This is a genomic window from Rhodoferax sp. GW822-FHT04A08 (genome assembly GCF_058801025.1).
The window spans coordinates 17,249-39,935 of the sequence record NZ_JBXAMW010000015.1 but is presented as its reverse complement, the minus strand read 5'-3'; the positions used below and the strand labels follow the sequence as shown (position 1 = coordinate 39,935).

Genomic DNA, 22,687 nt, shown 5'->3' with positions numbered 1-22,687 from the left:
GTGAACGACAGCTGGCTGGCCAATCTCCAGTGGACCCGCAATCACGAAGGCTTCATGCGCGGCGCGCAGGCGCTGCTTGCGCTGAGCACGGTGCTGGCCGTGGGTTGGGCATACGACTGGCAGGACGAGCTGATGACCGTGCTGCTCGGCGTTCTTGCCAGTGCCTTTACCGAGACCGATGACAACTGGGGCAAGCGGCTTCAAACCCAGCTGATTTCGCTGTGTGTGTTCAGCCTGGTCATGGGCGCGGTCTGGGCCACGCTGGTATCGCCCGTGCTGCTGGCCCTGGCGCTGGCGACGTCAGCCTTCTTTCTCACCATGCTGGGCGCTGTGGGCGAGCGCTACCGAGCCATCGCGTTCGGTGCACTGGTGCTGTTCATCTACACCGCACTGTCGGCACAGGGCGACCGCGCACAGGCGGTTCTGGTGGCTCCGTATCTCCTGGGCGGAGCGGCCTGGTATGGCCTGGTCTCCCTGCTGTGGGCTGCCGCCTGGCCCATGCCCACGGTACGCCACCGGCTCTCCACGCTGTACTCGTTGTTGGGCGAATACCTGCGCCTGAAGGCACAGCTGTTTGAGCCCGTGGGGGACATCGACATGAGTCGGCGCAGGCTGGATCTGGCGCTGCACAACGGCCGGGTGGTCGATGCGCTCAACGCCGCCAAGGAGTCCCTGTTCACCCGCCTGGGAAGCGGCACGCCATCCGCACGGCTGCAGCAGTCCATTCACCAGTACCTGGCCGCGCAGGACATTCATGAGCGGGTGAGCTCTTCCCATGAGAGCTATGTGCTGCTGGCCAAGGTGTTTGCGCGCTCAGATGCGCTCTACCGCTGTGAGCGCGTGCTCTGCGTGCTGGGCGAGCAGGCGCACAAATATGCATTGGTGATACGCGAGGACACCAGCCCCCGCCACACCGGGACGACCGCACGCGCCATCGAGGAGATGCAAGCGGGTATCCGCCATCTGGATCCGAATTCCTCTCTGGCCGATCGGCCCTTGCGGGCCCTGCGTGCGCTGGGTGACAACCTGACCGCTCTGGCCAGTGTGTTTGCCGGCGCCATGAGCGGGCCGGTGGACGCACCCAACCTTGCGCTGCTGGATCGCCAGCCCCAGACCCTGGGCGAAGCCTGGTCACGCATCCGCGCGCAGCTCAACCTGCGTTCGGCCCTGATGCGCCACGCGGTGCGCCTGGCGCTGTCGCTGTTGGTGGCATTCGGTGTGATGCGCCTGACCCAGGACCCACATGGTTTCTGGATCCTGCTCACCGTCGTGTTCGTAAGCCAGCCGCAGTACAGCGCCACGCTCCAGCGCCTGGGCCAGCGTGCGCTGGGCACGGTGGTGGGTTTGGGCGTGGGTTGGGCCTTGATACGGCTGTTTCCGGGGGCGCTTCTGCAGGCGGCCTGTACCGTGCTGGCAGGCACCCTGTTCATCGGCACACGGCAGACCGACCCGCGCGTCAGCAGCGCGGCGGTCACCACGCTGGTGCTGCTGAGCTTCCATCAGATGGGCATGTCCCAGGGAGTCATCCCGGCGCGGTTGCTGGACACGGCGCTGGGCAGTGCCATCGCCGCCCTGGCCGCCTGGCTGATCCTGCCCAACTGGCAGGCCCGCCACTGGCCCCGGCTGGCAGCGCAAACCCTGAAAAGCCAGGCTGGCTATCTGCGTGAAATCCTTCTGCAATACCAGCAAGGCAAGCAGGACCACCTGGCCTACCGCGTGGCCCGGCGCGACGCACACAATGCCGATGCGGCCCTGTCCAATGCCTACAGCGCCATGGCCAACGAGCCTGCGCATGCGCAGCTGGACATGGTTGCCTGCGGCCGCTTCCTGCTGCAGTCCCACATGCTGCTGAGCTACCTGTCGGCCTTGGGTGCGCACCGCGGCGAGGCGCAGGCCGAAGCTCTGGACAGCACCACCTTGCAGGCTGCGCAGGAGCTACTGCAAGGCCTGGAGGGACTGGCGCAGGCCCTTGATGCGGGCGGGCCGGTTGCCGCACCTGAGGCGGCAGGGGACTCTGCCGCCAGTACGACCACGCCTGAATCCCGTCAGGTGCAAAACCTCCTGCTGGTGCAGCTGCAGCTGGCCAACCGGCTGTTGCCTGTGCTGCGGCAACAGGCTGCGCTGCTGTGGCCGGCCCCTCTTACAACCCACCCCTGAGAACGGATCGCTCCCTGCCATGGACGCCCACGAGGCGGAAGGTGGCGTGCCCGGCATCGCCAATACCCTATGCGCGTCGAGGTCTTTGAACTAATCAATTCGCTTTATTACCAATCAGTCACAAAATGACCAAAAGGTAATAAATCCATGAAAATAGCTATCATCGGTTCGGGAATCGCAGGTCTGGCCGCAGCGCACCGCCTGCACGGGCAGGCCAACGTCACGCTGTTTGAAGCAGGCAGCTACTTTGGCGGCCACACGCATACAGTGGACGTGACCCTGGAAGGCGCGCAAGGGCCGGTCACACACGGCGTGGACACCGGCTTTCTGGTGTTCAACGAGCGCACCTATCCCAAGCTGATCGCTCTGTTTGCGGAACTGGACATTGCCACTGCCAAGTCCGACATGTCGTTCTCGGTGCAGGTTCCGCAGCCACACGGGGCGGCGCTGGAGTGGAGCGGCTCTTCGCTGGGCACGGTGTTCGCGCAACGCCGCAACCTGCTAAGGCCGCGTTTCTGGAGGATGCTGCGCGAGGTCCTGCGCTTCAACGCACTGGCTACCCGCATTGCGCAAAGCGGCTCGGAAATCGAGCTGGTGCAGCCGCTGGGTGACTTCCTGCGCCAACACGGCTTTTCCGCAGAATTCCGGGACTGGTATTTCCTGCCCATGCTGGGCTGCATCTGGAGCTGCCCCACCGACCAGATGCTGCAGTTTCCCGTGGCCACCATGATCCGTTTCTGCCACAACCACGGACTGATCCAGGTGACCAACCGCCCCCAGTGGTGGACTGTTCAAGGCGGCGCGCGCCATTATGTGGACAAGATCGTGGCCGGCATCGCCGACAAGCGTTTGAACTCCCGCGTGGACAGCGTACGCCGCGATGCACAAGGTGTCTGGGTCCGTGCCAACGGCCAGACCGAGCGATACGACCAGCTTGTGCTGGCCTGTCACTCGGACCAGGCATTGCGTCTGCTGGCCGATGCCAGCCCCGCAGAGCGAAGCGTCCTGGGCGCCATTCGCTATCAGCCCAACCGTGCGGTGCTGCACACCGACACCTCGGTGCTGCCTCGCACCCGGCGCGCCTGGGCGGCCTGGAACTACGAGCGTGCGACGGACAAGGCGCAAGAGAGCGCACGGGTGTGCCTGCACTACCTGCTCAACCGGTTGCAACCGCTGCCTTTCAAAACCAGCGTGGTGGTCTCCCTCAATCCGGTGCGCGCGATTGCCGATCGCCATGTGTTGGGCAGCTATGCATACGATCACCCTGTGTTTGACCTGGCTGCCATCCAGGCACAAAGGCAGATTCCCACCTTGCAGGGCAAGCAACACACTTATTTCTGCGGCGCCTGGACCGGCTACGGTTTTCACGAGGACGGTCTGGCATCGGGACTGGATGTGGCGCGCCGCATCCACAATTCGCTGGTCGTCACAGAGCGCCTTGCCGCATGACCACGCGCAGCAAAGGCCAGGCGCTGGCCCACATCGGTTTTGGCCAGGTGCGGCACAGCAGGCTGCGCCCGGCGCGCAATGCCTTTGTGTATGGCACCTACTTTCTCATGCTGCCCATGCGCAGCCTGCAGGCCAATGGGCCGGGTGCGCTGGCCCGCAACCGCTTGGCGGCGCTGTCCTTCTTCGACAAGGACCACGGCGACGGGCGCGGCCCCGAGCAGGGCGGCGCCCTGGCCTGGCTGGACGAACTGCTGCGGACACAAGGCATTGACGATGCCAGCGGTGAGGTCTGGTTGCACTGCTATCCGCGCGTGCTGGGCTTTACCTTCAAGCCGGTGAGCTTCTGGTATTGCCATGCTGCCGGCGGAAAGCTGCGGGCCATCGTCGTGGAGGTGAACAACACCTTTGGCGAACGGCACTGCTATCTGCTGGACCGCCCGGCATTTGGCGTGGAGCTGCGCGCCACCAAGGTCTTCCATGTATCGCCGTTCTGCCCGGTCGAAGGGGGCTACCGCTTTCGCTTCATGGTCACGCCGGATCTGCAACGCACAGTGGCGCGCATCGACTATGACGACGCGCAGGGGCCGCTGATCGAGACCAGTGTGAGCGGCACGCTGCAGCCACTCACATCTGCAGCGGTGCGCCATGCGCTGTGGCGCTACCCGGCCATGACCTGGGGTGTGGTGGCACGCATCCATTGGCAGGCGCTCAAGCTGTTTATCAAACGCACGCCCTTCTTTGGCAAGCCACCGCTGCCCGCCACGTTCACCAGCCGCTAGTGCGATGAACTTCCCAGACCTCACCCGACTTTCAATGGAGCCCTGTCTTTCATGAACAGTAAAACCATAGGCACGACACTGGGCGATCGCTTTGCATTGCCTCCTGACACACCGGCTTCTGCACGCACGGTTTTCAAGCTGCTCGGCCGGCTGCACCACGGTAGTCTGACGGTGCAGCTCCCGGACGGGAGCATGCAGCGCTTTGGCGGCGAGTCTCTGCCGCATGCCACCCTGGCCTTGCACAACTGGAACGTCTGCAGCGCGGCGCTGAAGTCCGGCGACATCGGGTTTGCCGAAAGCTATATTGCCGGCGACTGGAGCACGCCCAACCTGACCGACCTGCTGCGCGTGCTCATCAAGAACCGCGCCGAGGTGGAAGATGTGATCTACGGCAGCTGGGCCGGCCGTCTGATCTACCGCATCAAGCATCTGCTCAACCGCAACACGCGCGCCAACAGCCAGAAGAACATCCATGCCCACTACGACCTGGGCAATGCGTTCTATGGCCTGTGGCTGGATGAGACCATGAACTACTCCAGCGCCCTGTTCCAGGGTGACCTGTCCCAGCCCATGGCCCAAGCCCAGCGCACCAAGGTGCGGCGTGCACTCACCGAGGCGGCGGTGAAGCCGGGCGACCGCGTGCTGGAGATCGGCTGCGGCTGGGGAGCCTTGGCCGAGATGGCGACCACCGACATGCAGGCCCACATCACCGGCGTGACGCTGAGCACCGAACAGTTGGCCTATGCCCGCGCACGCATGCAGCGCCTGGGTACGGAGCAGCATGCCGACCTGCGGCTGCAGGACTACCGCGACATTGATGATGCGCCGTTCGATGCCATCTGCTCGATCGAGATGGTGGAGGCAGTGGGCCGCGAATATTGGCCAACCTATTTTGCTGCAGTGTCCAAGCTGCTCAAGCCGGGTGGCCGCGCCTGTATCCAGAGCATTGTGATCAATGACGCCTTTTACGCGCGCTACATCCATTCCACCGACTTCATCCAGCAATACATCTTCCCTGGCGGCTGCCTGCCCAGCCCGCGCGTGTTCAAGGAGCAGGCACAGGCGGCGGGGCTGGAGGTGGAGCGCGAGTTGGCGTTTGGGCCAGACTACGCCGAGACCTTGCGGCGCTGGCGCGATGCCTTTGTGGCGCAGCGCAGCGCCGTCATGGCCAATGGCTTCGACGAACGCTTTGTACGCATCTGGGAGTTCTACTTGGCCTACTGCGAAGCAGCGTTCGACGAGCGCAATACCGACGTGGTGCAGTTCACCCTGCGCAAGCCACTGGCCCGGCCATGAACCACTCCCGGCGTACCGCCTTGATGCGCGCCACCGTCGCCGCATGGCTTGCCGTCAGCGGATTGGCAACCGCTTTTGCAGCACGGGCCCAAGGCACAAGCGCTCTGCCAACAGAACTGGACAGCGAATTGCCGGGCCTGCAAAAGCTGGGCTCCGCCCGCATGCGCTTCTTCGGTTTTGATATCTACGAAGCCCGGTTATGGGTGAGCAGTAGCTTCAAGCCGGAGGCCTATGCAGCCACGCCCTTTGCGCTCGAACTGAACTACTTGCGCAGCCTGAACGGCAAGGCGATTGCCGAGCGCTCCCTCAAGGAGATGCAGCGCCAGGGAGGCTTTGGCGCCGAGCAGGAAAAGGCCTGGCTTGCGGCCATGGTGCGCACTTTTCCCGATGTGAAGGCGGGGGACCGCATTGTCGGTGCGCACTTTCCTGGTACCGGCGCGCGCTTCTGGTTCAACGGCCAGTCCCTGCCCGCCATACGGGATGCGGACTTCAGCCGCGTCTTCTTCGGCATCTGGCTGGCGGACGCCACCAGCGAGCCGCAACTGCGTGCCAGCCTGCTGGGGCGTAGCGCATCATGACCGACGTAATTGCGCCAGCGATGGTTACGTCACCTGCAGGCGCTTCGACAACCGCTGTAGACAAGACGGTGTTCACCGGTTGGCAGGCCGGTCTGCGCTATGGCTGGATGGGTTTTCCCCTGGCGTTTGTGGCCCTGCCGTTGTACGTGGTGCTGCCCAACCACTATGCGACCACGCTGCATGTGCCACTGGCAGCACTGGGCGCGCTCATGCTGGGTGCACGTCTGCTCGATGCCGTGATTGACCCGTTGCTGGGGCGCTGGAGCGACCACCTGTATGCCCAGTCCAATCCCCTCGTCCTGCGCTGGGGCGGTGTGGCGGCCTTGGCACTGGCTCTGGGATTTGCACTACTGTTCTTCCCGCCAGTGAACACGCCAACCGCGCTGCTGGTGTGGGCTGGGCTGGCACTGCTGCTGACCTACACGGCCTTCAGTGCGCTGTCGATACTGCACCAGTCCTGGGGTGCCCGGCTCGGTGGAGATGAAACACAGCGCAGCCGCATCGTGGCCTGGCGCGAAGGCTTGGGTCTGTTGGGGGTGGTGCTGGCCTCGGTTGCTCCGTTCACCCTGGGCATGGAGGCCACGACCGTGCTGTTTGCATTGGCGCTGGCAGGCGGCTGGTGGGCCTGGAGACAGGCCGTGCAGCCTCCGTCCGTGGCCCGCGTGCACGCTGTACGAGCCCCTGAGCCCCTGTGGCTGCCCTTCTCTCGCCCTGCGTTCCGCGCCCTGTTGGCGGTCTTCATGGCCAACGGCATCGCCAGTGCAGTACCTGCCACATTGATTCTCTTCTTCGTTCAGGACCGCCTGCAGGCGCCGGCCCATCTGCAACCCTTCTTTCTCGGCAGCTATTTCCTGTGCGCTGCGCTATCCATGCCCTTGTGGCTGTGTCTGGTGCCGAGGCTGGGGCTGGCGCGCACCTGGGGACTGGGCATGCTGATGGCGATCGCCGTGTTTGCATTTGCCGCCCAGCTGGGCGCGGGGGACTCCGCTGCCTTCATGGTGGTGTGCGCACTATCCGGCGTGGCACTGGGTACCGACCTGGCCCTGCCTGCTGCGCTGATGGCCGGGACCATAGCCGCCTCTGGCGACAGAGGGCAAGCAGAAGGCGCCTACTTCGGCTGGTGGAACTTTGCGACCAAGCTCAACCTGGCGCTGGCTGCCGGCGTCGCCCTGCCGCTGCTGGGTCTTTCGGGCTACTCCCCGGGCGCACAGGATGCAACCGCCTTGCGCACCCTCACCATTGCTTATTGCCTGGTGCCCTGCGCACTCAAGCTGCTCGCAGCCACGCTGCTCTACACCCTCATCATCCACAAACCACCATGCAACGACGCCTCCTGACCACCTTTCTTGCCACCTCCGCCGCCCTGGTTCTGGGCGGCTGCAGCGGCGTGCAGATTGACCGCTATACCAATGAAAAACCACCGCTGGACCTGCGGCAGTATTTCAACGGCACCCTCGACGCCTATGGTGTCTTCACCGACCGGTCGGGTGCCGTCGTCAAGCGCTTCAGCGTAGTCATGGTGTGCAGTTGGCAGGGAAATGAAGGCACACTGGACGAAGACTTCAGCTATTCGGATGGCAGCAAGCAAAAGCGCGTCTGGCACCTGACGCGGCAAGCCGATGGCCGGTATGTGGGGCGCGCCGATGATGTGGTGGGACTGGCCCAGGGCGAGAGCCGGGGCAATGCATTTCACTGGAACTACACACTGAATCTGCCAGTGGACGGGTCGGTATACGAGGTGCAATTTGACGACTGGATGTACCTCATGAACGACAAGGTGATGCTCAACAAGGCCACCATGAGCAAGTTCGGCGTGCGCCTGGGTGAGGTCACCCTTTCTTTTTCCAAACGCTGAGACGGTCACACCATGGCTTTTTTCACGCGCACCAACCGACCCCTGAGCGACTGGCAGGGCAAGCGCGTCTGGATCGTGGGCGCAAGCTCCGGCATCGGCGAGGCCACGGCCAGTGCGCTGCATGCGCAGGGCGCCCGCGTGATCGTCTCGGCCCGAAACCTGCAAGCCTTGCAGAACTTTGTGGACAGACACGCCGGAGCCCAGGCGCTGGCGCTGGACGCCACCGACCGGCATGCGGTGCGATCGGCAACAGACAGCGTGCTGGCACTGGGTGCGCTGGACTGCGTGGTGTACTGCGCGGGCTACTACAACCCGATGCGGGCGCAAACCCTGCAGTTGCAAGACGCCCTGCGCCACATGGAGGTGAACTACACCGGGGCCCTGTACCTGCTGGATGCCCTGTTGCCGCAACTGGTAGCACAAGGGAACAGCCACATCAGCCTGGTGGGCAGCGTAGCCGGGTATCGGGGGTTGCCCAACAGCCTGGCCTACGGCCCGAGCAAGGCCGCCCTCATCCACCTAGCCGAAACGCTGTATTTGGATTTGAAGACCTCCGGCGTGGGCGTGTCCATCATCAACCCCGGCTTTGTGGAAACACCGCTCACGGCCAAGAATGACTTTGCCATGCCAGCGTTGATGACACCGCCACAGGCGGCGCAGGCGATTCTGAAAGGCTGGGCCAGCGGTGCATTCGAAATCCACTTCCCCAAGCGCTTCACCTGGTGGCTCAAGCTGCTGCGCGTGTTACCGTACCGCGCCTACTTCGCATTGGTTGCACGCGCCACATCATGAACGCATCCACTTCATCCGACACGGAATGCACTGCCGCAGCCGCACGCCTGGCCGCGTATTTCGAAACGCTCAGCCCGCGCAGCGTGGCGGAAGTCGCGAAGTATTACGCCAGTGACGCGCGCTTCAAGGACCCTTTCAATGACGTACGCGGCACTGCGGAAATCCGCCGGGTTTTCGAGCACATGTTCGAGGCCCTGGAGCAGCCGCATTTTGTAGTGACACAGCAAGTGGTGCAGGGCGCGCACTGCTTCATGACCTGGGAATTCCGCTTTGGCTTCAAGCGCTTCAAGCAGGACCAACCCCAGGTGATTCTGGGCGCCACCCATCTGGAGTTTTCAGACCAAGGCCTAGTGACCCTGCACCGCGACTATTGGGATGCAGCAGAAGAGCTGTATGAAAAACTTCCGCTGCTCGGGGGCCTGATGCGCTGGCTCAAGCGCAAGGCCAACAGCTAGCGGCCCGCAGGCCGCATCAGACTGGAACCGTGTCAGCGAAGCTGGGGCGCTGCATCAGCTTGTCGTGCAGCTTGACCAGATTGGGATACTCACTGCGCCAGCTCAAGTCGGGGAAACGGAAGTCCAAATAACCCAGGGCACAACCCACGGCAATGTCGGCAAGGGTGAGATGGATGCCGGAGCAGAACGCCTTGTCCCCCAGCCCCAGGCTCATGGCCTTGAGGGCGTCGTTGACTTTGTGGATCTGCCGGTCTATCCAGGCCTGGCTGCGCTGTACTTCGGTGCGACCGGCCCAGGTGGACTCCAGGCGCGCCAGGATGGAGGCATCGAGCACACCATCGGCCAGTGCCTCCCAGGTCTTGATTTCGGCGCGCTCACGGCCCACGGTGGGAATGAGCTTGCCCACTGGCGACAGGGTGTCCAGGTATTCCACGATCACGCGCGAGTCGAATAGCGCTTCAGCACCTTCCATGATCAGGCAAGGCACCTTGCCCAGCGGGTTGGAGCCGGAAATGGTCGTGCCTTCGGCCCAGACGTCCTCCTGGACGAATGCGTATTCGAGCTTCTTTTCCGCCATCACTACGCGCACCTTGCGTACGTAGGGACTAGTGGTGGATCCGATTAATTTCATGGGTGATCTGGAAATAGGTATGGCTTTCATTCTATCCATTGGGCGCCACAATGATGCGTATCGGCACGGGGGTGGTACACAACCTACAATTCAGAGATGACTTTCTCCGCCATTTCCGCCCTTTCGCCCCTGGACGGCCGCTACGCTGCCAAACTCTCCACCCTGCGCCCGCTGACCAGCGAGCTCGGCTACATGCACCGGCGCGTGCAGGTCGAAGTCGCCTGGTTCATCGCACTGAGTGACGCAGGCTTTGACGAATTCAAGCCGCTCAGTGCCGGAGCGCGCACTTACTTGTTGGGCCTGGTGAAGAACTTTTCGGAAGCCGACGGCGAAGCCATCAAGGCCATCGAAAAGACCACCAACCACGATGTGAAGGCGGTGGAGTACTGGATCAAGTCCAAGTTCGAAGCCCGTCCCGAACTGGAAAAGGCCGGCGAATTCGTGCACTTCGCCTGCACCAGTGAAGACATCAACAACACCAGCCACGCGCTGCAGCTTCGCGCTTCCCGTGACGTGGTGGTGCTTCCGTTGCTCGACAAGATCGTGCTCAAGCTACGCGACATGGCCCACGCCTATGCCGACGTGCCCATGCTCAGCCGCACCCATGGACAGACCGCCAGCCCCACTACCGTGGGCAAGGAAATCGCCAACGTGGTGGTGCGCCTGCAGGCCGCATGCGACCGCATTGCTGCGGTCAAGATCCTGGCCAAGATGAACGGCGCCGTGGGCAACTACAACGCCCATCTGTCGGCCTGGCCCGACTTCGACTGGGAAGCATTCAGCAAGAAGGTCGTAGAGACGCCAGAACCCCTGGGTCTGGGCCTGAACTTCCAACCCTACAGCATCCAGATCGAGCCCCACGATTACATGGCCGAATTGTTTGACGCGGTCGCCCGTGCCAACACCATTCTGGTGGACCTCGCGCGCGACATCTGGGGCTATGTGTCACTGGGCTACTTCAAGCAGAAGCTGCGTGATGGCGAAGTAGGTTCCAGCACCATGCCGCACAAGGTGAACCCGATTGACTTTGAAAATGCCGAGGGCAATCTGGGCCTGGCCAACGCCGTGCTGCGCCACCTGGCAGAGAAACTGCCCGTGTCGCGCTGGCAGCGCGACCTGACCGACTCCACCGTGCTGCGCAACATCGGCGTGGCCCTGGGCTATGCAGCACTGTCCTACCAGTCGCTCATGACCGGTCTGAACAAGCTGGAAATCAATACCGCCGCCATCGCGGAGGACCTGGATTCGTCCTGGGAAGTGCTGGCCGAACCGATCCAGACCGTGATGCGCCGCTTTGGTCTGCCCCAGCCCTATGAGCAGCTCAAGAAGTTCACCCGCGGTGAGGCCATGACCAAGGAACTGATGCGCGGATTCATCGCCGGTCTGGATATTCCGCAGGCTGAGAAAGACCGCTTGTTGGCCATGACCCCTGCGACCTATACCGGCAAGGCGGCGGAGCTCGCGAAAAGGGTTTAACACCCCCGTGCGGCTGGCGCCGCCGCCCCCTTGCAGGGGGCAATGCCTGCGGCCCGGCGAAGCCGGTTCCGCGGCATTTCTGAACAACTCCCCTCCTATCGCGGACCATGGCACTCAAATCAACCATCTACAAGGCCAATCTGCAGATCGCAGACATTGACAACAGCTACTACGCGGACCATGCGTTGACCTTGGCGCGCCACCCCAGCGAAACCGATGAACGCATGATGGTGCGCCTGGTGGCGCTGGCCTTGCAGGCGCACAAGCTGCAAAGCGTGTGCGGTGGCGATGGCACGCTGGCGTTTGGTGCGGGCCTGTCAGACCCGGATGAGCCTGATGCCTGGCTGCGCGACTTCACCGGGCAGACACGCCTGTGGATCGAGGTAGGCCAGCCTGAAGACAAGCCCTTGATCAAGGCCTGTGGCAAGGCAGATGAAGTGGTGCTGTATTGCTTCAACCACGCAGCCGAAGTCTGGTGGAAGGGCATGGAAAGCAAGCTGAGCCGCCCCAAGAACTTGTCCGTGTTGCGCATTCCCACGGCGGCGAGCCAAGCACTGATTCCGTTGGCCCAGCGCAGCATGCAGCTGCAGGCCACGATTCAGGAAGGTGCGCTGACGTTGGGGGACAGCGCACACACCGTCGACATCGAACCCATTCGCTGGAAATAGCACCGCCAGTTAGGCCGTTCGGCTGGCGGAATTCTCAGCGCTGGGTCCCCAGTGCTTCGGAATCAGCTGGGGTCACACCTTCCGCAGCGCGCTCTGCGTATTTGTTGAAGCGCCAGGCCGTGCCCTCGGCTGTGATGCGGCGCCAGGTCGAGCGTTTCTGCGTGGGTGTCATTTCAGTCCAGCGTTGCACTTCCTCAAAGGTCCGACCACAGCCCTTGCACAAGGCATCGCCCTGGCTGGTGGAGCAGATGGCGATGCATGGCGTGTCCGGCGTGGAGTGGTACCAGTCCAGCCAGGCATCCCGTGCCTTGGGCGGCATGGACGCCTCGTCCGCTTCGCTCTCGTGGTAGTACACCATCAAGGCATACACCTCGGCCAGCGCGCGCGTGGGCGCAGGCAAAGCCACACCATCCGGCGAGGGATTGCGCGCGCGCCAGTAGTTGATGGCCGCCTCGATGTCGGTAATGTGTATGCCTGCCAAGATCCGAATTGCGCGTTCGCGGCGCTCAGTGTCCAAGTGAGGGGAGGCGCATCATATCCCGCACGCAAGGAGCTTGCCCGCCTCCGATTCAGTACCCACCCAGCCCTAATTTGTTCGGGGCTTAACGCGCTTGCCTAGAATTTCCGGCAAAGGTGATTCTTATGGAACTGTTTTCTGTGCACTGGTGGTCTTCGCTGTTGTCCATCGTGCTGATCGATCTGGTGCTGGCAGGTGATAACGCCATTGTCATTGCGCTGGCGGCGCGCAATCTGCCGCTCCACCTGAAATCCAAGGCGATTCTGTGGGGCACCGTGGGTGCCATTTCTGTGCGCGCACTGATGACGATAGGCGTGGTCTGGCTGCTGCGTATTCCGGGCCTGATGGCCCTGGGCGGTCTGTGTCTGCTGTGGATTGCCTACCAGCTGCTGGCGGATGAAGGCGGCGAAGCGCACGACGATCCCCAGGCGACTTCTTTCATGGGCGCCATGAAGACCATCATCGTGGCCGATGCGCTCATGGGCGTGGACAACGTACTGGGTGTGGCAGGAGCGGCGCATGGCGCTTTTGATCTGGTGATCATCGGCCTGCTGGTCAGCGTACCCATCGTCGTCTACGGCAGTACGGTGGTGCTCCATTTGGTCGAGCGTTTCCCCGTGATCATCCAGTTGGGAGCGGCTGTGCTGGCCTTCACTGCTGCCAAGATGGTGGTGAGCGAACCTTTGTTGGCGGACTTTTTCGGTGCGACCCACACACCTTTGGAGCCGCTGCAAACCGGCGCACGCTGGGCCGCATACGCGCTGGCCATTGCTGGCGTCCTGGGTGCCGGCTGGTGGGTCAAGCACAGGAAGGTCCACTGAGTCTGGGGGGCCGTTTTGCCTGGGGTAGCTCCCGGTGCTATGCTGACCGCATGAAACTTCTCATCAAATGGCTTTTGAGTGCCGCCGCCTTGTTGGCCGTGGCGCATCTGTACTCCGGCGTGGTGGTGCAGAGTTTTTCATCCGCCTTGGTGGCAGCGCTGGTCATCGGTCTTTTCAATGCCGTGCTGCGGCCCGTGCTGATTGTGCTGACCCTGCCGGTAACGGTGCTCACGCTGGGCCTGTTCCTGTTCGTCATCAACGCGCTGATGTTTTACTGGGCCGCGGCACTGCTGGACGGCTTCCAGGTACAGGGCTTCACGGCCGCACTGATCGGTTCGTTGCTCTACACCCTGATCGGGTTGGTGATCAACTCAGCGCTCGAGAGCCTGTTCTTTAAGCAGTGATTCCATCTGGCGGGCACGCACGTCCACGATGGACGCTTCGATAAGGTCTGCCTGCGTACCGCTCTTGCGTGCCATGTCCTGCGCCGCCTTGAAGCGGGTAAGCGCCGCCGCATAGTCCATTTCCGCCACATTGACTTCTGCCTCGGCACGCACAGCAGCTACCGGGCGGGCGCTGGCGCTGTCTGCCGCTGCCAGCAATTGCCAAGCTGTGGCGTCACGCGAATGGTTGGACACCCAGGTTTGCAGGTTCTGCGCCGCAACCGACGCGCGGCCCGCCAGCGTGTCGACATGTGCGCGCGTCAACACGGAAGCGCGACTGGCGTCCGCTAACTCTTTGGCTACCGTGTCTGCCAGTGCAATGTTGCCTTGCGCCAGCGCCGCATCAATGGCCAGCAACCGGGTTAGGCGGCTGGCGGCTGGATCGGTCTGTGTACGTTCTTTCAGGCGGGTGAACAGGGTCTGTGCCTGGGGAAAATCCCGCAACTTGAGCGCGGCCAGGGTGGCGCCATACAAAGTGCCAACCTGCACGGCGGCAGGTTGCTTGAGCAGATGCGATGGCTGCACCTCCTGCTCCCACAGCCGCAAGGCGTCAACGGCGCCGTTGGCAAGCAGTCTTGCCCGGGCTGCGACCATGGTGTGCTCCATGCTTGTAGCCGGCTGAAGCGTTGCCTTGTCGGACTGGCGCACCCGGGACTGCATGTCGGCAATGCGTTCGGTGGTCAGCGGATGGGTGCGCAGATAGGGGTACCCACCGTTGTCATTGAGGCGATTGGACTGTTGCAGTTTTTCAAACATGCTGACAAAGCCCTGGGGAGCAAATCCCGCCTGTGTCTGCACCCCAAAGCCGATGCGGTCTGCTTCGCGCTCCATGTCACGCGAATAGTTGAGCTGGTTCTGCGCTGCGGCAGCCTGGCTGCCCACTATGGTGGCCTGGGCTGCGCTTGCATCCTTGCTGGCCGCCAGCATGCCGAGGATCAGCGCGCCCATCACCCATGGCGCCTGGGCTGACTGGCGTGCCATGGAACGGGAGATGTGGCGCTGCGTCACGTGGCTGAGCTCGTGCGCCAGAACCGAAGCCAGTTCGTCCCGGCTGGTGACGATACCGACCAGCCCCAGATGCAGCCCGAAGTAGCCGCCGGGCAGCGCAAACGCATTTACCGTGCGGTCCCGCCCCATCAGGATTTCCCAGGCAAACGCCTCGTCAATCTGCCCCGTCAACTCCCCCCGCTGACGCGCTGCGGCGAGCAAGGGTTGCCAGATGTCCTGGACATAGTCGGTGATGACGAGGTCATCCAGATAGTCCGGGTCCCGATACAGCTCGCGCGCGATGCGGTCGCCGATGCGCCGCTCCGCCGCCGGGGACAGGTCACTGCTGTCACCCAGGTTGGGAAGGGCAGCTGGTGCATTTTGCTGGGCCAAGGAAGGGACTCCGCCGAGCGGTGCCAGCAGGGCAGCAAGCACCAGTGTCGAAAGGAGCGATCGGGCAGTTCTGCTTAGGGGCGTGGTAGGCACAGGGTTTCTCAAAATGAATCCAGCGGCATGGTCGCATTCACATCGGCTGATGCTTCATTTCCATATACGTATGATGTGCGCGGTAAGACCTGATTGTATGAACGATAAGTAAAACTTGTGACCCCTACCCCATGAGCACACTCACCCATTTCGACAGCCAAGGCCAGGCCCACATGGTGGACGTAGGCAGCAAGACTCCCACGCACCGCATCGCCGTGGCACAGGGGCGTATTGAGATGCTGCCTGCCACGCTCTCACTTATCGAATCGGGCAATGCAAAAAAGGGCGATGTGTTGGGCATTGCCCGGATTGCAGGCATACAGGGCTCCAAGCGCACCAGCGAACTGATTCCGCTATGCCACCCCATAGCGCTTACGCGTGTGGCTGTGGAGTTTGAGACCGTGGAGGGAGGAGCGGGGGCTCTTCCACACGTTGTGTGCACCGCAACCGCAGAAACCGTGGGACCGACAGGAGTGGAGATGGAGGCACTGACTGCGGTGCAAGTGGCGCTGCTGACGATCTATGACATGTGCAAGGCGGTGGATCGGGGAATGACCATCAATGGGGTCAGGTTGCTGGAAAAGCATGGAGGTAAGTCAGGGAGTTTTGTGGCAGATCAATAGCTTCAAGCACTTCCTGTGAAAACCGTCCAACATATTCCGCATTTGCCGTTAGCCACGCTAGTAGCGGCCATCCTGGTTGTTTTCTTCCTTTTCGTCCTTTCCTTCGGGCTGCATGTTGACAGTTTGGGGGTCTATTGGGCGGCCGGAGAAGCTTTCAAAAATGGGTTAAATCCTTACACCTACACTGCGAGATACGACTCCCAGAGTCAGTTTAAATACTCTCCGCTATTTGCTGTAGGCATGGCATTTCTATCCCAAGTGCAGCCTATTGTGCTTTCAATCGCCTTGTGGACTTTGCTCAGCATCACGGCCTTCTTGGTCGGGCTGTTTCGCTGGGTCGACTGGCGCTCAACTCCAACACCGCTCATGCCTCTGGTACTGTTGGCTTGTTTCATCGATTTGGGCGTTTGCCTCTGGGCCAATCAGGCCAATGCGTTAGTCATTGGATTGGCCTTGGTAGGTCTGGCCAATTACCGCGACCAACGCTTCTTTGCAGCAGGTTTCACCTTGATGCTCGCCACCAATCTAAAAATCTACCCGGGCATCTTTCTATTTGCCTTGTGCATGCTGGGAAACCGCCGCTACTGGTTAGGTGCACTGGTTTGTGGAGTGAGCTCCTTCCTCTTGCCCTCACTTTTTGTAGGATTGTCGGCAGACTGGGCCATCCACCAATCGTGGTTGCATTTGCTGACGCAAGAGGTGCACAGCAATGGGATTCTTGATCTCCAATCAGCATTTCTGCGTGCAGGCCTAGTTCAGCTTGGACAACGCCTGCCCTGGATTATTGGCTTGGTCTCGATTCCGCTTTTTCTACTTGTACGGAACCTTGATCTTGCAGACTGGCGACCATGGATTACTTTGGGGTTCTCTGCAATGCTTTTGATTAGCCCCAAGTCAGAAGTTTTCACATATGTGTTACTGGCTCCATGCTATGTGCTGATGGCTATGCACTGCGCGGAGTCGAAGTACAAGCCCCTGAGAACGGCCGGGCTTGGGTGCACGCTTGCTCTTGCGGCGCTGATTGTAAGTAATCGCTTTTTTGTGGGCACCTGGATGGTGTCTGAAGATTCGTGGCAAATACTTCGGGTCCTGGGAGCACTTGGATTCTGGTTGCTCTCCGCATTGATTCTGACGCACTCCTATGCGCGACGGCGAGCATCGGCATGACAGAAGTCGTCTCTGCCTACATTCGCACCGATTGGAAGACAGTTGTGCGCTTTACGCTTGCCGCGCTTGTCGTAGCTACGGCGTATTTTTACAATCTGGGCAGCCCGCCACTATGGGGCGATGAGGCCGGAACCGGGATATTTGCGCGCAACGTATTGAAGTTTGGCTACCCCACTGCATACGATGGACGCAATCTGTCCATTTACGATGGCGGTGCAGAACTCAACGCCGATCTGGTGGTTGTCAAAATCCCTTGGATTCAGTTTTATCTTGGCGCATTATCCCTGCGCTTGTTTGGGGATGATGCACATGGTCTGCGCGCCGTGTTTGCATTGTTGGGTGCCCTGAGCCTATTTCCCATGGCTGCCGTATTGCGAAACAGGGTGCCATCCCCTCTCTTTGTTACTACGTTAGTCCTGCTCATGCCGCAGGTAATCCTGTTTCATCGCAACGCGCGTTACTACTCAATGCTGACATTGCTGTTCTCACTACTGGCCTGGGTTGTATGCCGGGAAAGCATGTCTCGGCGTTCTCGCACCATCTTGTGTTCGGTGTTGATGGCTCTCATGTTTCATACCCATCCGCTGGCTGCATTGACCTGCAGTGTGGGCCTTCTGCTGCAGGCACTATGGCGTAGGCGAGGATTTTCCACTTACCTTCTGGCTAGCTCTGTAGGCTTAGGCACATGGTTGCTTTGGTATGCCAGTGTTGGTCCCACATTGATTGCGCCAACCCTATTTGCGGATTTTCAAGGCAAGTTACCCTCCGAATGGGTATCTATCGCCATACAGAACTTTGCAGATTCACTGTTCGACATAGATGCGGTTCAAGGTATGCCGTTGCTGGCATGGGTGATGGGCCTGTTTATCTTGTACAAGGTATTTCCCGACCGTTTTTCGCAGTTCTCGAAAGATCCTTTGGTTGCATTTGTAGGAATCACTCTGACTGCACAACTTGCACTTATTTCCGTGCTATTCGGAACAGAGACCGCCGGTAACTACGCTCTGTTGCGCTATATGCCTCACCTGATCGTGTTCGCGCCTATTTTGTTGTTTATCTTGATCGGGAAACTGGCCAGTGGGCGAACCGTTTTTTCTGCCTTGTGCGTTGCCATAGCCTTCACCAATATCCCGACCATTTCATACTGGCGCGGGTCCTCTGAGTTACCTATTCCTTTGTCTTGGTGGCCCGCAACATACCTTGAGATACTGCTTCCGCAACGGGAAGCATGGGATGCCGCTATGCATTTGATTGATCAGGACCCCACCGTAGTTCCCGGCGAATTTGAAACCTTGGCAGTTGTCCCACAGTGGTTGCAAGAGGTGGCAATTTTTTATCTTGGACACAAGTTCATCGTCGCACCAAACTTGGAATCAGGCTCTGTTGGTGATAGCGCCGTACGTCATCACATTGACGAAAAGACAATTGCACGGTTTCAAGCGGCACCTAAGTGGGTTATATATGAATCGCCGCAAGCCCCCTCTACAGTAGCCGGCTACGAAAGAACTATTTTGCCAATTCGCAGGTCGCGCCCGGACGATGGAACTCGCCCTGAATTGACACGGCACACTTTCTATAGGGCGGAGGTCTTAGGCAACATATCGCTTTATCGACGCATTCAATAATTAACTAATCTTTGAACGCTGCAATTTTGTCAAATTACCGCAACAATCCTCGCGACTGTTTCCAATAGGAACATTTCGACATTGGATGTCGCGCAATTATTACGCTTCAGCATGAATTTAGGTGCGATCAAAATTACCAAGCAAGAAAAAAGTAAGTCATGAAATGAAAATTCCAAACAAGCTGAAGAACTTCACAAAAGACAATCATTTTGGGTATTTGCTCATCTTTGCAGTGTGCATTACTCTATTCGGAGATTTATTTTGGTCTGATGGAACCATAGTCGTCGGAGACCATACCAGAAATTCAAGTGCCGATCTCTTTCATGAGTTTCTGCATTTGCGAAAATTTGGTTTCAGCGAATTACTTCATGGGCACCTTGCGCTATGGAATCCTCATGTATTTTCCGGAGCACCATTTTTTGGCACGTTCCAACCAGCGCTTCTTTATCCCCTGAACTGGATATTCCTCATACTTCCGCTTTCTATTGCAGTGAATGTGAGCATTGTGATTCATGTATATATGATGGGGGCCTTTACGAACTGCTGGGCTTTAAGACGTGGCCTTCATCCATCTGCTTCCGCACTGACTGGCATACTTGTCATGCTGAGTGGTCCATTCTTTCTGCATATTTATGCTGGCCATCTCTCGAACTTGAGTTCAATGGCTTGGATACCTGCAATTTTCATTTGTATTGATGAAATACTACAACCGCGTGCTCCTGCTGAAAAGGATATGCAGCATCTTGTGAAATGGGCACTGATAGGTGCCAGTATGACTTCCATGCAGCTTCTGTCAGGTCACCCTCAATACTTCTATTACACAGGCATAACTGCGGCTATATATTGCTCTTTGCGGCTTCTAGGTCATCCAAAAATGGGCCAGACAGCAATTATTCTAACGACAATTCCTGCATTTTCTTTACTGCTCTCGGCCATGCAGTTGCTGCCGGGACTCCAATCCAATTCTGAGACATTGCGCTCTGTTCCATTGACCTTGCATTTTGCGTCAATGTTCTCTCTAACTCCGGAAAGCCTATTTACCATGTTGTCCCCATGGATTTTAGGAAAACTTTCTCCTCCCCAGTATTTTGGCAGATGGTATCTTTGGGAGATGTCACTGTTTATTGGCGTGACCGGCTTCATACTAGCACTATCAGGCATTTCGCATTCAATGCGATTATATTTTCGCTCCAAAAACAACAGAATGCTATACGCTGCGCCGGCAATCACACTGCTGATATTATTTCTTCTTGCCCTTGGCTCAAATACATTTCTTTTCGAATTTCTATTTAATCATCTTCCGGGATACGACAGATTTCGCGGCACTGCGAAATTCGGCATATACATTTGTATTTTTTTATCCTTGTTTGCGGGCATTGCATTTGATCAATACTTGAAATTCCGCAACAAATATTTGTTTGAACTGATTGTGGCATCACTGCTGTCAATCCTCTCCTTTGGATTGCTCTGCTTAACTGCCAAAATAGACTGGATGGCAGTTATTCAAACGATATATTCTACTGGCCAGACATTTTTCCCTGCAGACATCTTTGGAGATCAAGGCTACTCACCGCGACTTCTTTTGTTCGCCAATTTTGCTCACTACATGGTTGACCTGTCCCTTTTCAAGGTGGCTTTCACTTCAATAATTTTATGCATACTGTTTTTGTTGCTCCGTAAAACACCACATGCAGTTTGGTTGATCGGCGTTCTTATGTTTACCGAAATGTTCTGGTTTGCCAGGCAGGCAACAGAGAGCATGGAAATACAGGATACCAATTCTCAACTGATCTCGAATTTTTTAAAGGAACATCCTGGTGACTATCGTGTTGCCAACAACTCTAATCCCAGTTCTGCGATGTCCCTAAATGCATTTGATATTTCGGGAAACGACCCGAGCATCATATTGCGGTATGCTGAATTCATGGCTTTTGTTCAGGGCAAGTCCCCTGACCATCCCACACAGTTTCTAGGAAGAGTATTTCCGCACCGAATGCTGTCCTTACTCCGCCTGAAATATATATTTAATTTTTTAGACAGCAACACCCTTCATGTAATTATCAATGAGAATTCAATTCAACGCTTCACCCTGGTGTCCAATTACAGAGTGATTACAGACAGGAAAACGATTTTTAGTGAACTGTCTAAGAATGACTTTGACCCCAGCAAGTTGGCGATTCTGGAAAGCCGCCCCATTCCGACTCCGGCGTCCGATGCTGTTGGTAATGTTCGTTTACTGTCAGAGACTACAGATGAAATGATCGTAGAGGTCAATGTTGATCGCCCTACAATATTGTTGATTTCCGATACTTATTCTCGCTATTGGCGAGCTATATCTTTGCAGGGCAGTATCCAACAGGAATATACGGTCCAGCCGGCAGACTATGTAATTCGCGCAATTCCCCTAATGAAAGGCCATCACATGATTAAGTTGGAATACTGGCTTCCCTCCGTTATTTCAGGATTTTTCATATCTGGATTTTCTTGGTTATTGTTACTGATGTATTTCGTGCTGACATTTATACAATCCACCAAACGGTCATGTAAGGTCAGGCTACTGCCTACTTAAATTCATTTGAAATTTTAGTTCTTCTGATAATTTTTTCCAACGTTCATAGTCCTGCGGATACGCCTCTTTATAACGCTGGGCAAAGTACTCTGCCTCTTCTGCGTTACCGAGCAATTGTGCACTTTTAATTAATTTCTCAATCACCATCGCTTCCGGCGAAAAATGTAAAAGCTCAAGTGCCAATCCATGTATATATCCAATGTTTTCTTCGTTTATCGAAGTAATGCCAAGTTCAGCAAACTCTACCTGCTGATGAAATAGCCAGGAGTTTCTTGCCTTCTTCAATGTTTCATCTCGGTATTCAGGAGCACGCTCTGTCAATGGCAAGTAAATCTGGCTGATGCGTCTGTAGTCCCATGCTCCATAGCCACAGGCAGCGATCATTACAACTGCTAACGCGATATGTAACAGCGATCGTACTGATTTGGATGATGGATAAATCCACAATATCCAAATCGCGAAAATTGCTGCCAGCTGGAAAGGGCCATACCATAAGGGATACTCCAACATACTATGTAGGCCAATTACTGCCAGAACGCTCCATGCCAGCTGTCTAGCGGGATCTTTTTCACGCCAAGGTTTTGCGCGAATCAGGATCCAAGTGACTCCTCCACAGATTGCAAGCGCAAACGGCACACCAAAACTAACCGCTAGATGCAACGGTAGATTGTGCGCATTTCCCAAAATTTCACAAAACCTCGGTCCAGAATATAGGTTCATGAAATGTGCATAGGCTAATTCACCCCAACCCCACCCCAGCCATGGCCTTTGCGCAATCAGGCCCAGCACGTTCTCCCACAGCGTCAACCGGCTCGTACATGGAGCCGCCGCCTCCCTGAGCCTCCCCAGAATGGTGCTACTGAGCGGGTCAATTCCTATCGCCAGTGGCAAAAGGTAGGCGGAAAAGAGATAGGCTATGGCTACCAAGGCCATGGTCCTTCGTCCTCGCTTCCAAATCACTGCAAGTGCCAACAGTAGTAGCATTTGAATCAAACCGGTTCTGGACCCTGTTGCAGCGTCCGTTGCAGCAAGAAGTATGGTGGATCCCACCCATACTCCATGTTTCCACTGGAGATTGAAGCTTGGACTTCCTTCGCTCTGGGAATTCGACATTGCGCATACGAGTGCTGCTATTCCTATAGACAGCAATGTTGCAAGTTGATTTCGTTGTCGCAGATTTGCGTATGCTTGCCCCGCCTCTACATAACTTACGAGACCGCCCAAATGCCCTGACAGCCCTAGGTACTGCAGCATTCCGATCACGGCGCTGAGTAGTGCGGCCGCTATCCACGCGAAGATGACAATCTGAACTC

At 58.2% G+C, this 22,687-nt stretch carries 21 protein-coding genes; 17 read left to right on the top strand and 4 right to left on the bottom strand.

All coding sequences use genetic code 11. The features are described from left to right. From yccS to AC1RMF_RS21655, 9 genes are all read left to right on the top strand, one after another. Positions 1-2,157 carry a YccS family putative transporter gene (yccS, locus tag AC1RMF_RS21695; protein WP_493144271.1) on the top strand — a complete coding sequence of 719 codons (2,157 nt, stop codon included), beginning with the start codon at positions 1-3 and terminating at the stop codon, positions 2,155-2,157. A 147-nt stretch (positions 2,158-2,304) separates the two neighbouring features. Next, entirely contained in the window at positions 2,305-3,606 is a 1,302-nt protein-coding gene (locus AC1RMF_RS21690) for an NAD(P)/FAD-dependent oxidoreductase (protein WP_493144269.1), read from the top strand. Then, the gene (locus AC1RMF_RS21685) at positions 3,603-4,385 is read left to right on the top strand and encodes a DUF1365 domain-containing protein (RefSeq protein WP_493144267.1); all 783 of its coding nucleotides are present in this window, start codon (positions 3,603-3,605) and stop codon (positions 4,383-4,385) included. Before AC1RMF_RS21690 ends, AC1RMF_RS21685 begins: the two co-directional genes overlap by 4 nt. A 51-nt stretch (positions 4,386-4,436) precedes the next feature. Continuing rightward, entirely contained in the window at positions 4,437-5,681 is a 1,245-nt protein-coding gene (locus AC1RMF_RS21680) for a class I SAM-dependent methyltransferase (protein ID WP_493144265.1), read from the top strand. Further along, positions 5,678-6,259 (top strand): chalcone isomerase family protein, encoded by a 582-nt coding sequence (locus AC1RMF_RS21675; RefSeq protein WP_493144263.1) that lies wholly within the window; start codon positions 5,678-5,680, stop codon positions 6,257-6,259. The genes AC1RMF_RS21680 and AC1RMF_RS21675 overlap by 4 nt, the downstream gene beginning before the upstream one ends. Beyond that, on the top strand, positions 6,256-7,596 hold the full coding sequence (locus AC1RMF_RS21670) for an MFS transporter (protein WP_493144261.1): 1,341 nt from the start codon (positions 6,256-6,258) through the stop codon (positions 7,594-7,596). The genes AC1RMF_RS21675 and AC1RMF_RS21670 overlap by 4 nt, the downstream gene beginning before the upstream one ends. Further along, on the top strand, positions 7,578-8,114 hold the full coding sequence (locus AC1RMF_RS21665; protein ID WP_493144260.1) for a DUF3833 domain-containing protein: 537 nt from the start codon (positions 7,578-7,580) through the stop codon (positions 8,112-8,114). The genes AC1RMF_RS21670 and AC1RMF_RS21665 overlap by 19 nt, the downstream gene beginning before the upstream one ends. Positions 8,115-8,126: 12 nt before the next feature. After that, a complete protein-coding gene (locus AC1RMF_RS21660; protein ID WP_493144257.1) occupies positions 8,127-8,906 on the top strand; it encodes an SDR family NAD(P)-dependent oxidoreductase in 780 nt (259 codons plus the stop codon). Beyond that, entirely contained in the window at positions 8,903-9,361 is a 459-nt protein-coding gene (locus AC1RMF_RS21655) for a nuclear transport factor 2 family protein (protein WP_493144256.1), read from the top strand. The genes AC1RMF_RS21660 and AC1RMF_RS21655 overlap by 4 nt, the downstream gene beginning before the upstream one ends. 16 nt (positions 9,362-9,377) lie before the next feature. Here the strand turns inward: AC1RMF_RS21655 and AC1RMF_RS21650 are convergent, their stop codons facing one another. Further along, positions 9,378-9,992 carry a glutathione S-transferase N-terminal domain-containing protein gene (locus tag AC1RMF_RS21650; protein WP_342620319.1) on the bottom strand — a complete coding sequence of 205 codons (615 nt, stop codon included), beginning with the start codon at positions 9,990-9,992 and terminating at the stop codon, positions 9,378-9,380. A gap of 96 nt (positions 9,993-10,088) precedes the next feature. Here AC1RMF_RS21650 and purB point away from each other — a divergent pair, with 96 nt between their 5' ends. After that, positions 10,089-11,468, top strand: a complete 1,380-nt coding sequence (gene purB, locus AC1RMF_RS21645; protein ID WP_493144254.1) for an adenylosuccinate lyase — start codon at positions 10,089-10,091, stop codon at positions 11,466-11,468. Positions 11,469-11,575: 107 nt separating this feature from the next. Beyond that, positions 11,576-12,136, top strand: a complete 561-nt coding sequence (locus AC1RMF_RS21640) for a YaeQ family protein (RefSeq protein WP_493144252.1) — start codon at positions 11,576-11,578, stop codon at positions 12,134-12,136. Between the two features lie 34 nt (positions 12,137-12,170). On the opposite strand, the gene AC1RMF_RS21635 is transcribed toward AC1RMF_RS21640, so the two are convergent. Further along, positions 12,171-12,617 (bottom strand): DUF3717 domain-containing protein, encoded by a 447-nt coding sequence (locus AC1RMF_RS21635; protein WP_493144250.1) that lies wholly within the window; start codon positions 12,615-12,617, stop codon positions 12,171-12,173. A gap of 161 nt (positions 12,618-12,778) precedes the next feature. Between AC1RMF_RS21635 and AC1RMF_RS21630 the strand changes: the two genes are divergently transcribed. Continuing rightward, entirely contained in the window at positions 12,779-13,474 is a 696-nt protein-coding gene (locus AC1RMF_RS21630) for a TerC family protein (protein ID WP_493144248.1), read from the top strand. 50 nt (positions 13,475-13,524) lie between these two features. After that, a complete protein-coding gene (locus AC1RMF_RS21625; protein ID WP_342620314.1) occupies positions 13,525-13,878 on the top strand; it encodes a phage holin family protein in 354 nt (117 codons plus the stop codon). Here AC1RMF_RS21625 and AC1RMF_RS21620 read toward each other — a convergent pair. Further along, the gene (locus AC1RMF_RS21620; protein WP_493144246.1) at positions 13,846-15,390 is read right to left on the bottom strand and encodes a M48 family metalloprotease; all 1,545 of its coding nucleotides are present in this window, start codon (positions 15,388-15,390) and stop codon (positions 13,846-13,848) included. The genes AC1RMF_RS21625 and AC1RMF_RS21620 overlap by 33 nt on opposite strands. A 131-nt stretch (positions 15,391-15,521) precedes the next feature. Here AC1RMF_RS21620 and moaC point away from each other — a divergent pair, with 131 nt between their 5' ends. The 4 genes from moaC (at position 15,522) to AC1RMF_RS21600 (ending at position 21,374) form a co-directional block, all read left to right on the top strand. Next, complete coding sequence (gene moaC, locus AC1RMF_RS21615; RefSeq protein ID WP_493144244.1) at positions 15,522-16,013, top strand: cyclic pyranopterin monophosphate synthase MoaC; 492 nt, start codon at positions 15,522-15,524, stop codon at positions 16,011-16,013. Between the two features lie 15 nt (positions 16,014-16,028). Continuing rightward, the gene (locus tag AC1RMF_RS21610) at positions 16,029-17,180 is read left to right on the top strand and encodes a glycosyltransferase family 87 protein (protein ID WP_493144242.1); all 1,152 of its coding nucleotides are present in this window, start codon (positions 16,029-16,031) and stop codon (positions 17,178-17,180) included. Beyond that, positions 17,177-18,805, top strand: a complete 1,629-nt coding sequence (locus AC1RMF_RS21605) for a hypothetical protein (protein WP_493144240.1) — start codon at positions 17,177-17,179, stop codon at positions 18,803-18,805. Before AC1RMF_RS21610 ends, AC1RMF_RS21605 begins: the two co-directional genes overlap by 4 nt. Positions 18,806-18,968: 163 nt before the next feature. After that, the gene (locus AC1RMF_RS21600) at positions 18,969-21,374 is read left to right on the top strand and encodes a hypothetical protein (protein ID WP_493144238.1); all 2,406 of its coding nucleotides are present in this window, start codon (positions 18,969-18,971) and stop codon (positions 21,372-21,374) included. Here the strand turns inward: AC1RMF_RS21600 and AC1RMF_RS21595 are convergent. After that, complete coding sequence (locus AC1RMF_RS21595; RefSeq protein ID WP_493144347.1) at positions 21,360-22,628, bottom strand: PglL family O-oligosaccharyltransferase; 1,269 nt, start codon at positions 22,626-22,628, stop codon at positions 21,360-21,362. The genes AC1RMF_RS21600 and AC1RMF_RS21595 overlap by 15 nt on opposite strands. Positions 22,629-22,687 lie beyond the last annotated feature (59 nt).

Coding starts and splice junctions, on each gene's coding strand:
- AC1RMF_RS21595 (WP_493144347.1), bottom strand. CDS start 22,628: ATGCTGCAGTACCTAGGGCTGTCAGGGCATTTGGGCGGTCTCGTAAGT.
- AC1RMF_RS21640 (WP_493144252.1), top strand. CDS start 11,576: ATGGCACTCAAATCAACCATCTACAAGGCCAATCTGCAGATCGCAGAC.
- AC1RMF_RS21650 (WP_342620319.1), bottom strand. CDS start 9,992: ATGAAATTAATCGGATCCACCACTAGTCCCTACGTACGCAAGGTGCGC.
- AC1RMF_RS21655 (WP_493144256.1), top strand. CDS start 8,903: ATGAACGCATCCACTTCATCCGACACGGAATGCACTGCCGCAGCCGCA.
- AC1RMF_RS21625 (WP_342620314.1), top strand. CDS start 13,525: ATGAAACTTCTCATCAAATGGCTTTTGAGTGCCGCCGCCTTGTTGGCC.
- AC1RMF_RS21680 (WP_493144265.1), top strand. CDS start 4,437: ATGAACAGTAAAACCATAGGCACGACACTGGGCGATCGCTTTGCATTG.
- purB (WP_493144254.1), top strand. CDS start 10,089: ATGACTTTCTCCGCCATTTCCGCCCTTTCGCCCCTGGACGGCCGCTAC.
- AC1RMF_RS21605 (WP_493144240.1), top strand. CDS start 17,177: ATGACAGAAGTCGTCTCTGCCTACATTCGCACCGATTGGAAGACAGTT.
- AC1RMF_RS21660 (WP_493144257.1), top strand. CDS start 8,127: ATGGCTTTTTTCACGCGCACCAACCGACCCCTGAGCGACTGGCAGGGC.
- AC1RMF_RS21690 (WP_493144269.1), top strand. CDS start 2,305: ATGAAAATAGCTATCATCGGTTCGGGAATCGCAGGTCTGGCCGCAGCG.
- AC1RMF_RS21665 (WP_493144260.1), top strand. CDS start 7,578: ATGCAACGACGCCTCCTGACCACCTTTCTTGCCACCTCCGCCGCCCTG.
- AC1RMF_RS21670 (WP_493144261.1), top strand. CDS start 6,256: ATGACCGACGTAATTGCGCCAGCGATGGTTACGTCACCTGCAGGCGCT.
- AC1RMF_RS21600 (WP_493144238.1), top strand. CDS start 18,969: ATGAAAATTCCAAACAAGCTGAAGAACTTCACAAAAGACAATCATTTT.
- moaC (WP_493144244.1), top strand. CDS start 15,522: ATGAGCACACTCACCCATTTCGACAGCCAAGGCCAGGCCCACATGGTG.
- AC1RMF_RS21675 (WP_493144263.1), top strand. CDS start 5,678: ATGAACCACTCCCGGCGTACCGCCTTGATGCGCGCCACCGTCGCCGCA.
- AC1RMF_RS21630 (WP_493144248.1), top strand. CDS start 12,779: ATGGAACTGTTTTCTGTGCACTGGTGGTCTTCGCTGTTGTCCATCGTG.
- AC1RMF_RS21685 (WP_493144267.1), top strand. CDS start 3,603: ATGACCACGCGCAGCAAAGGCCAGGCGCTGGCCCACATCGGTTTTGGC.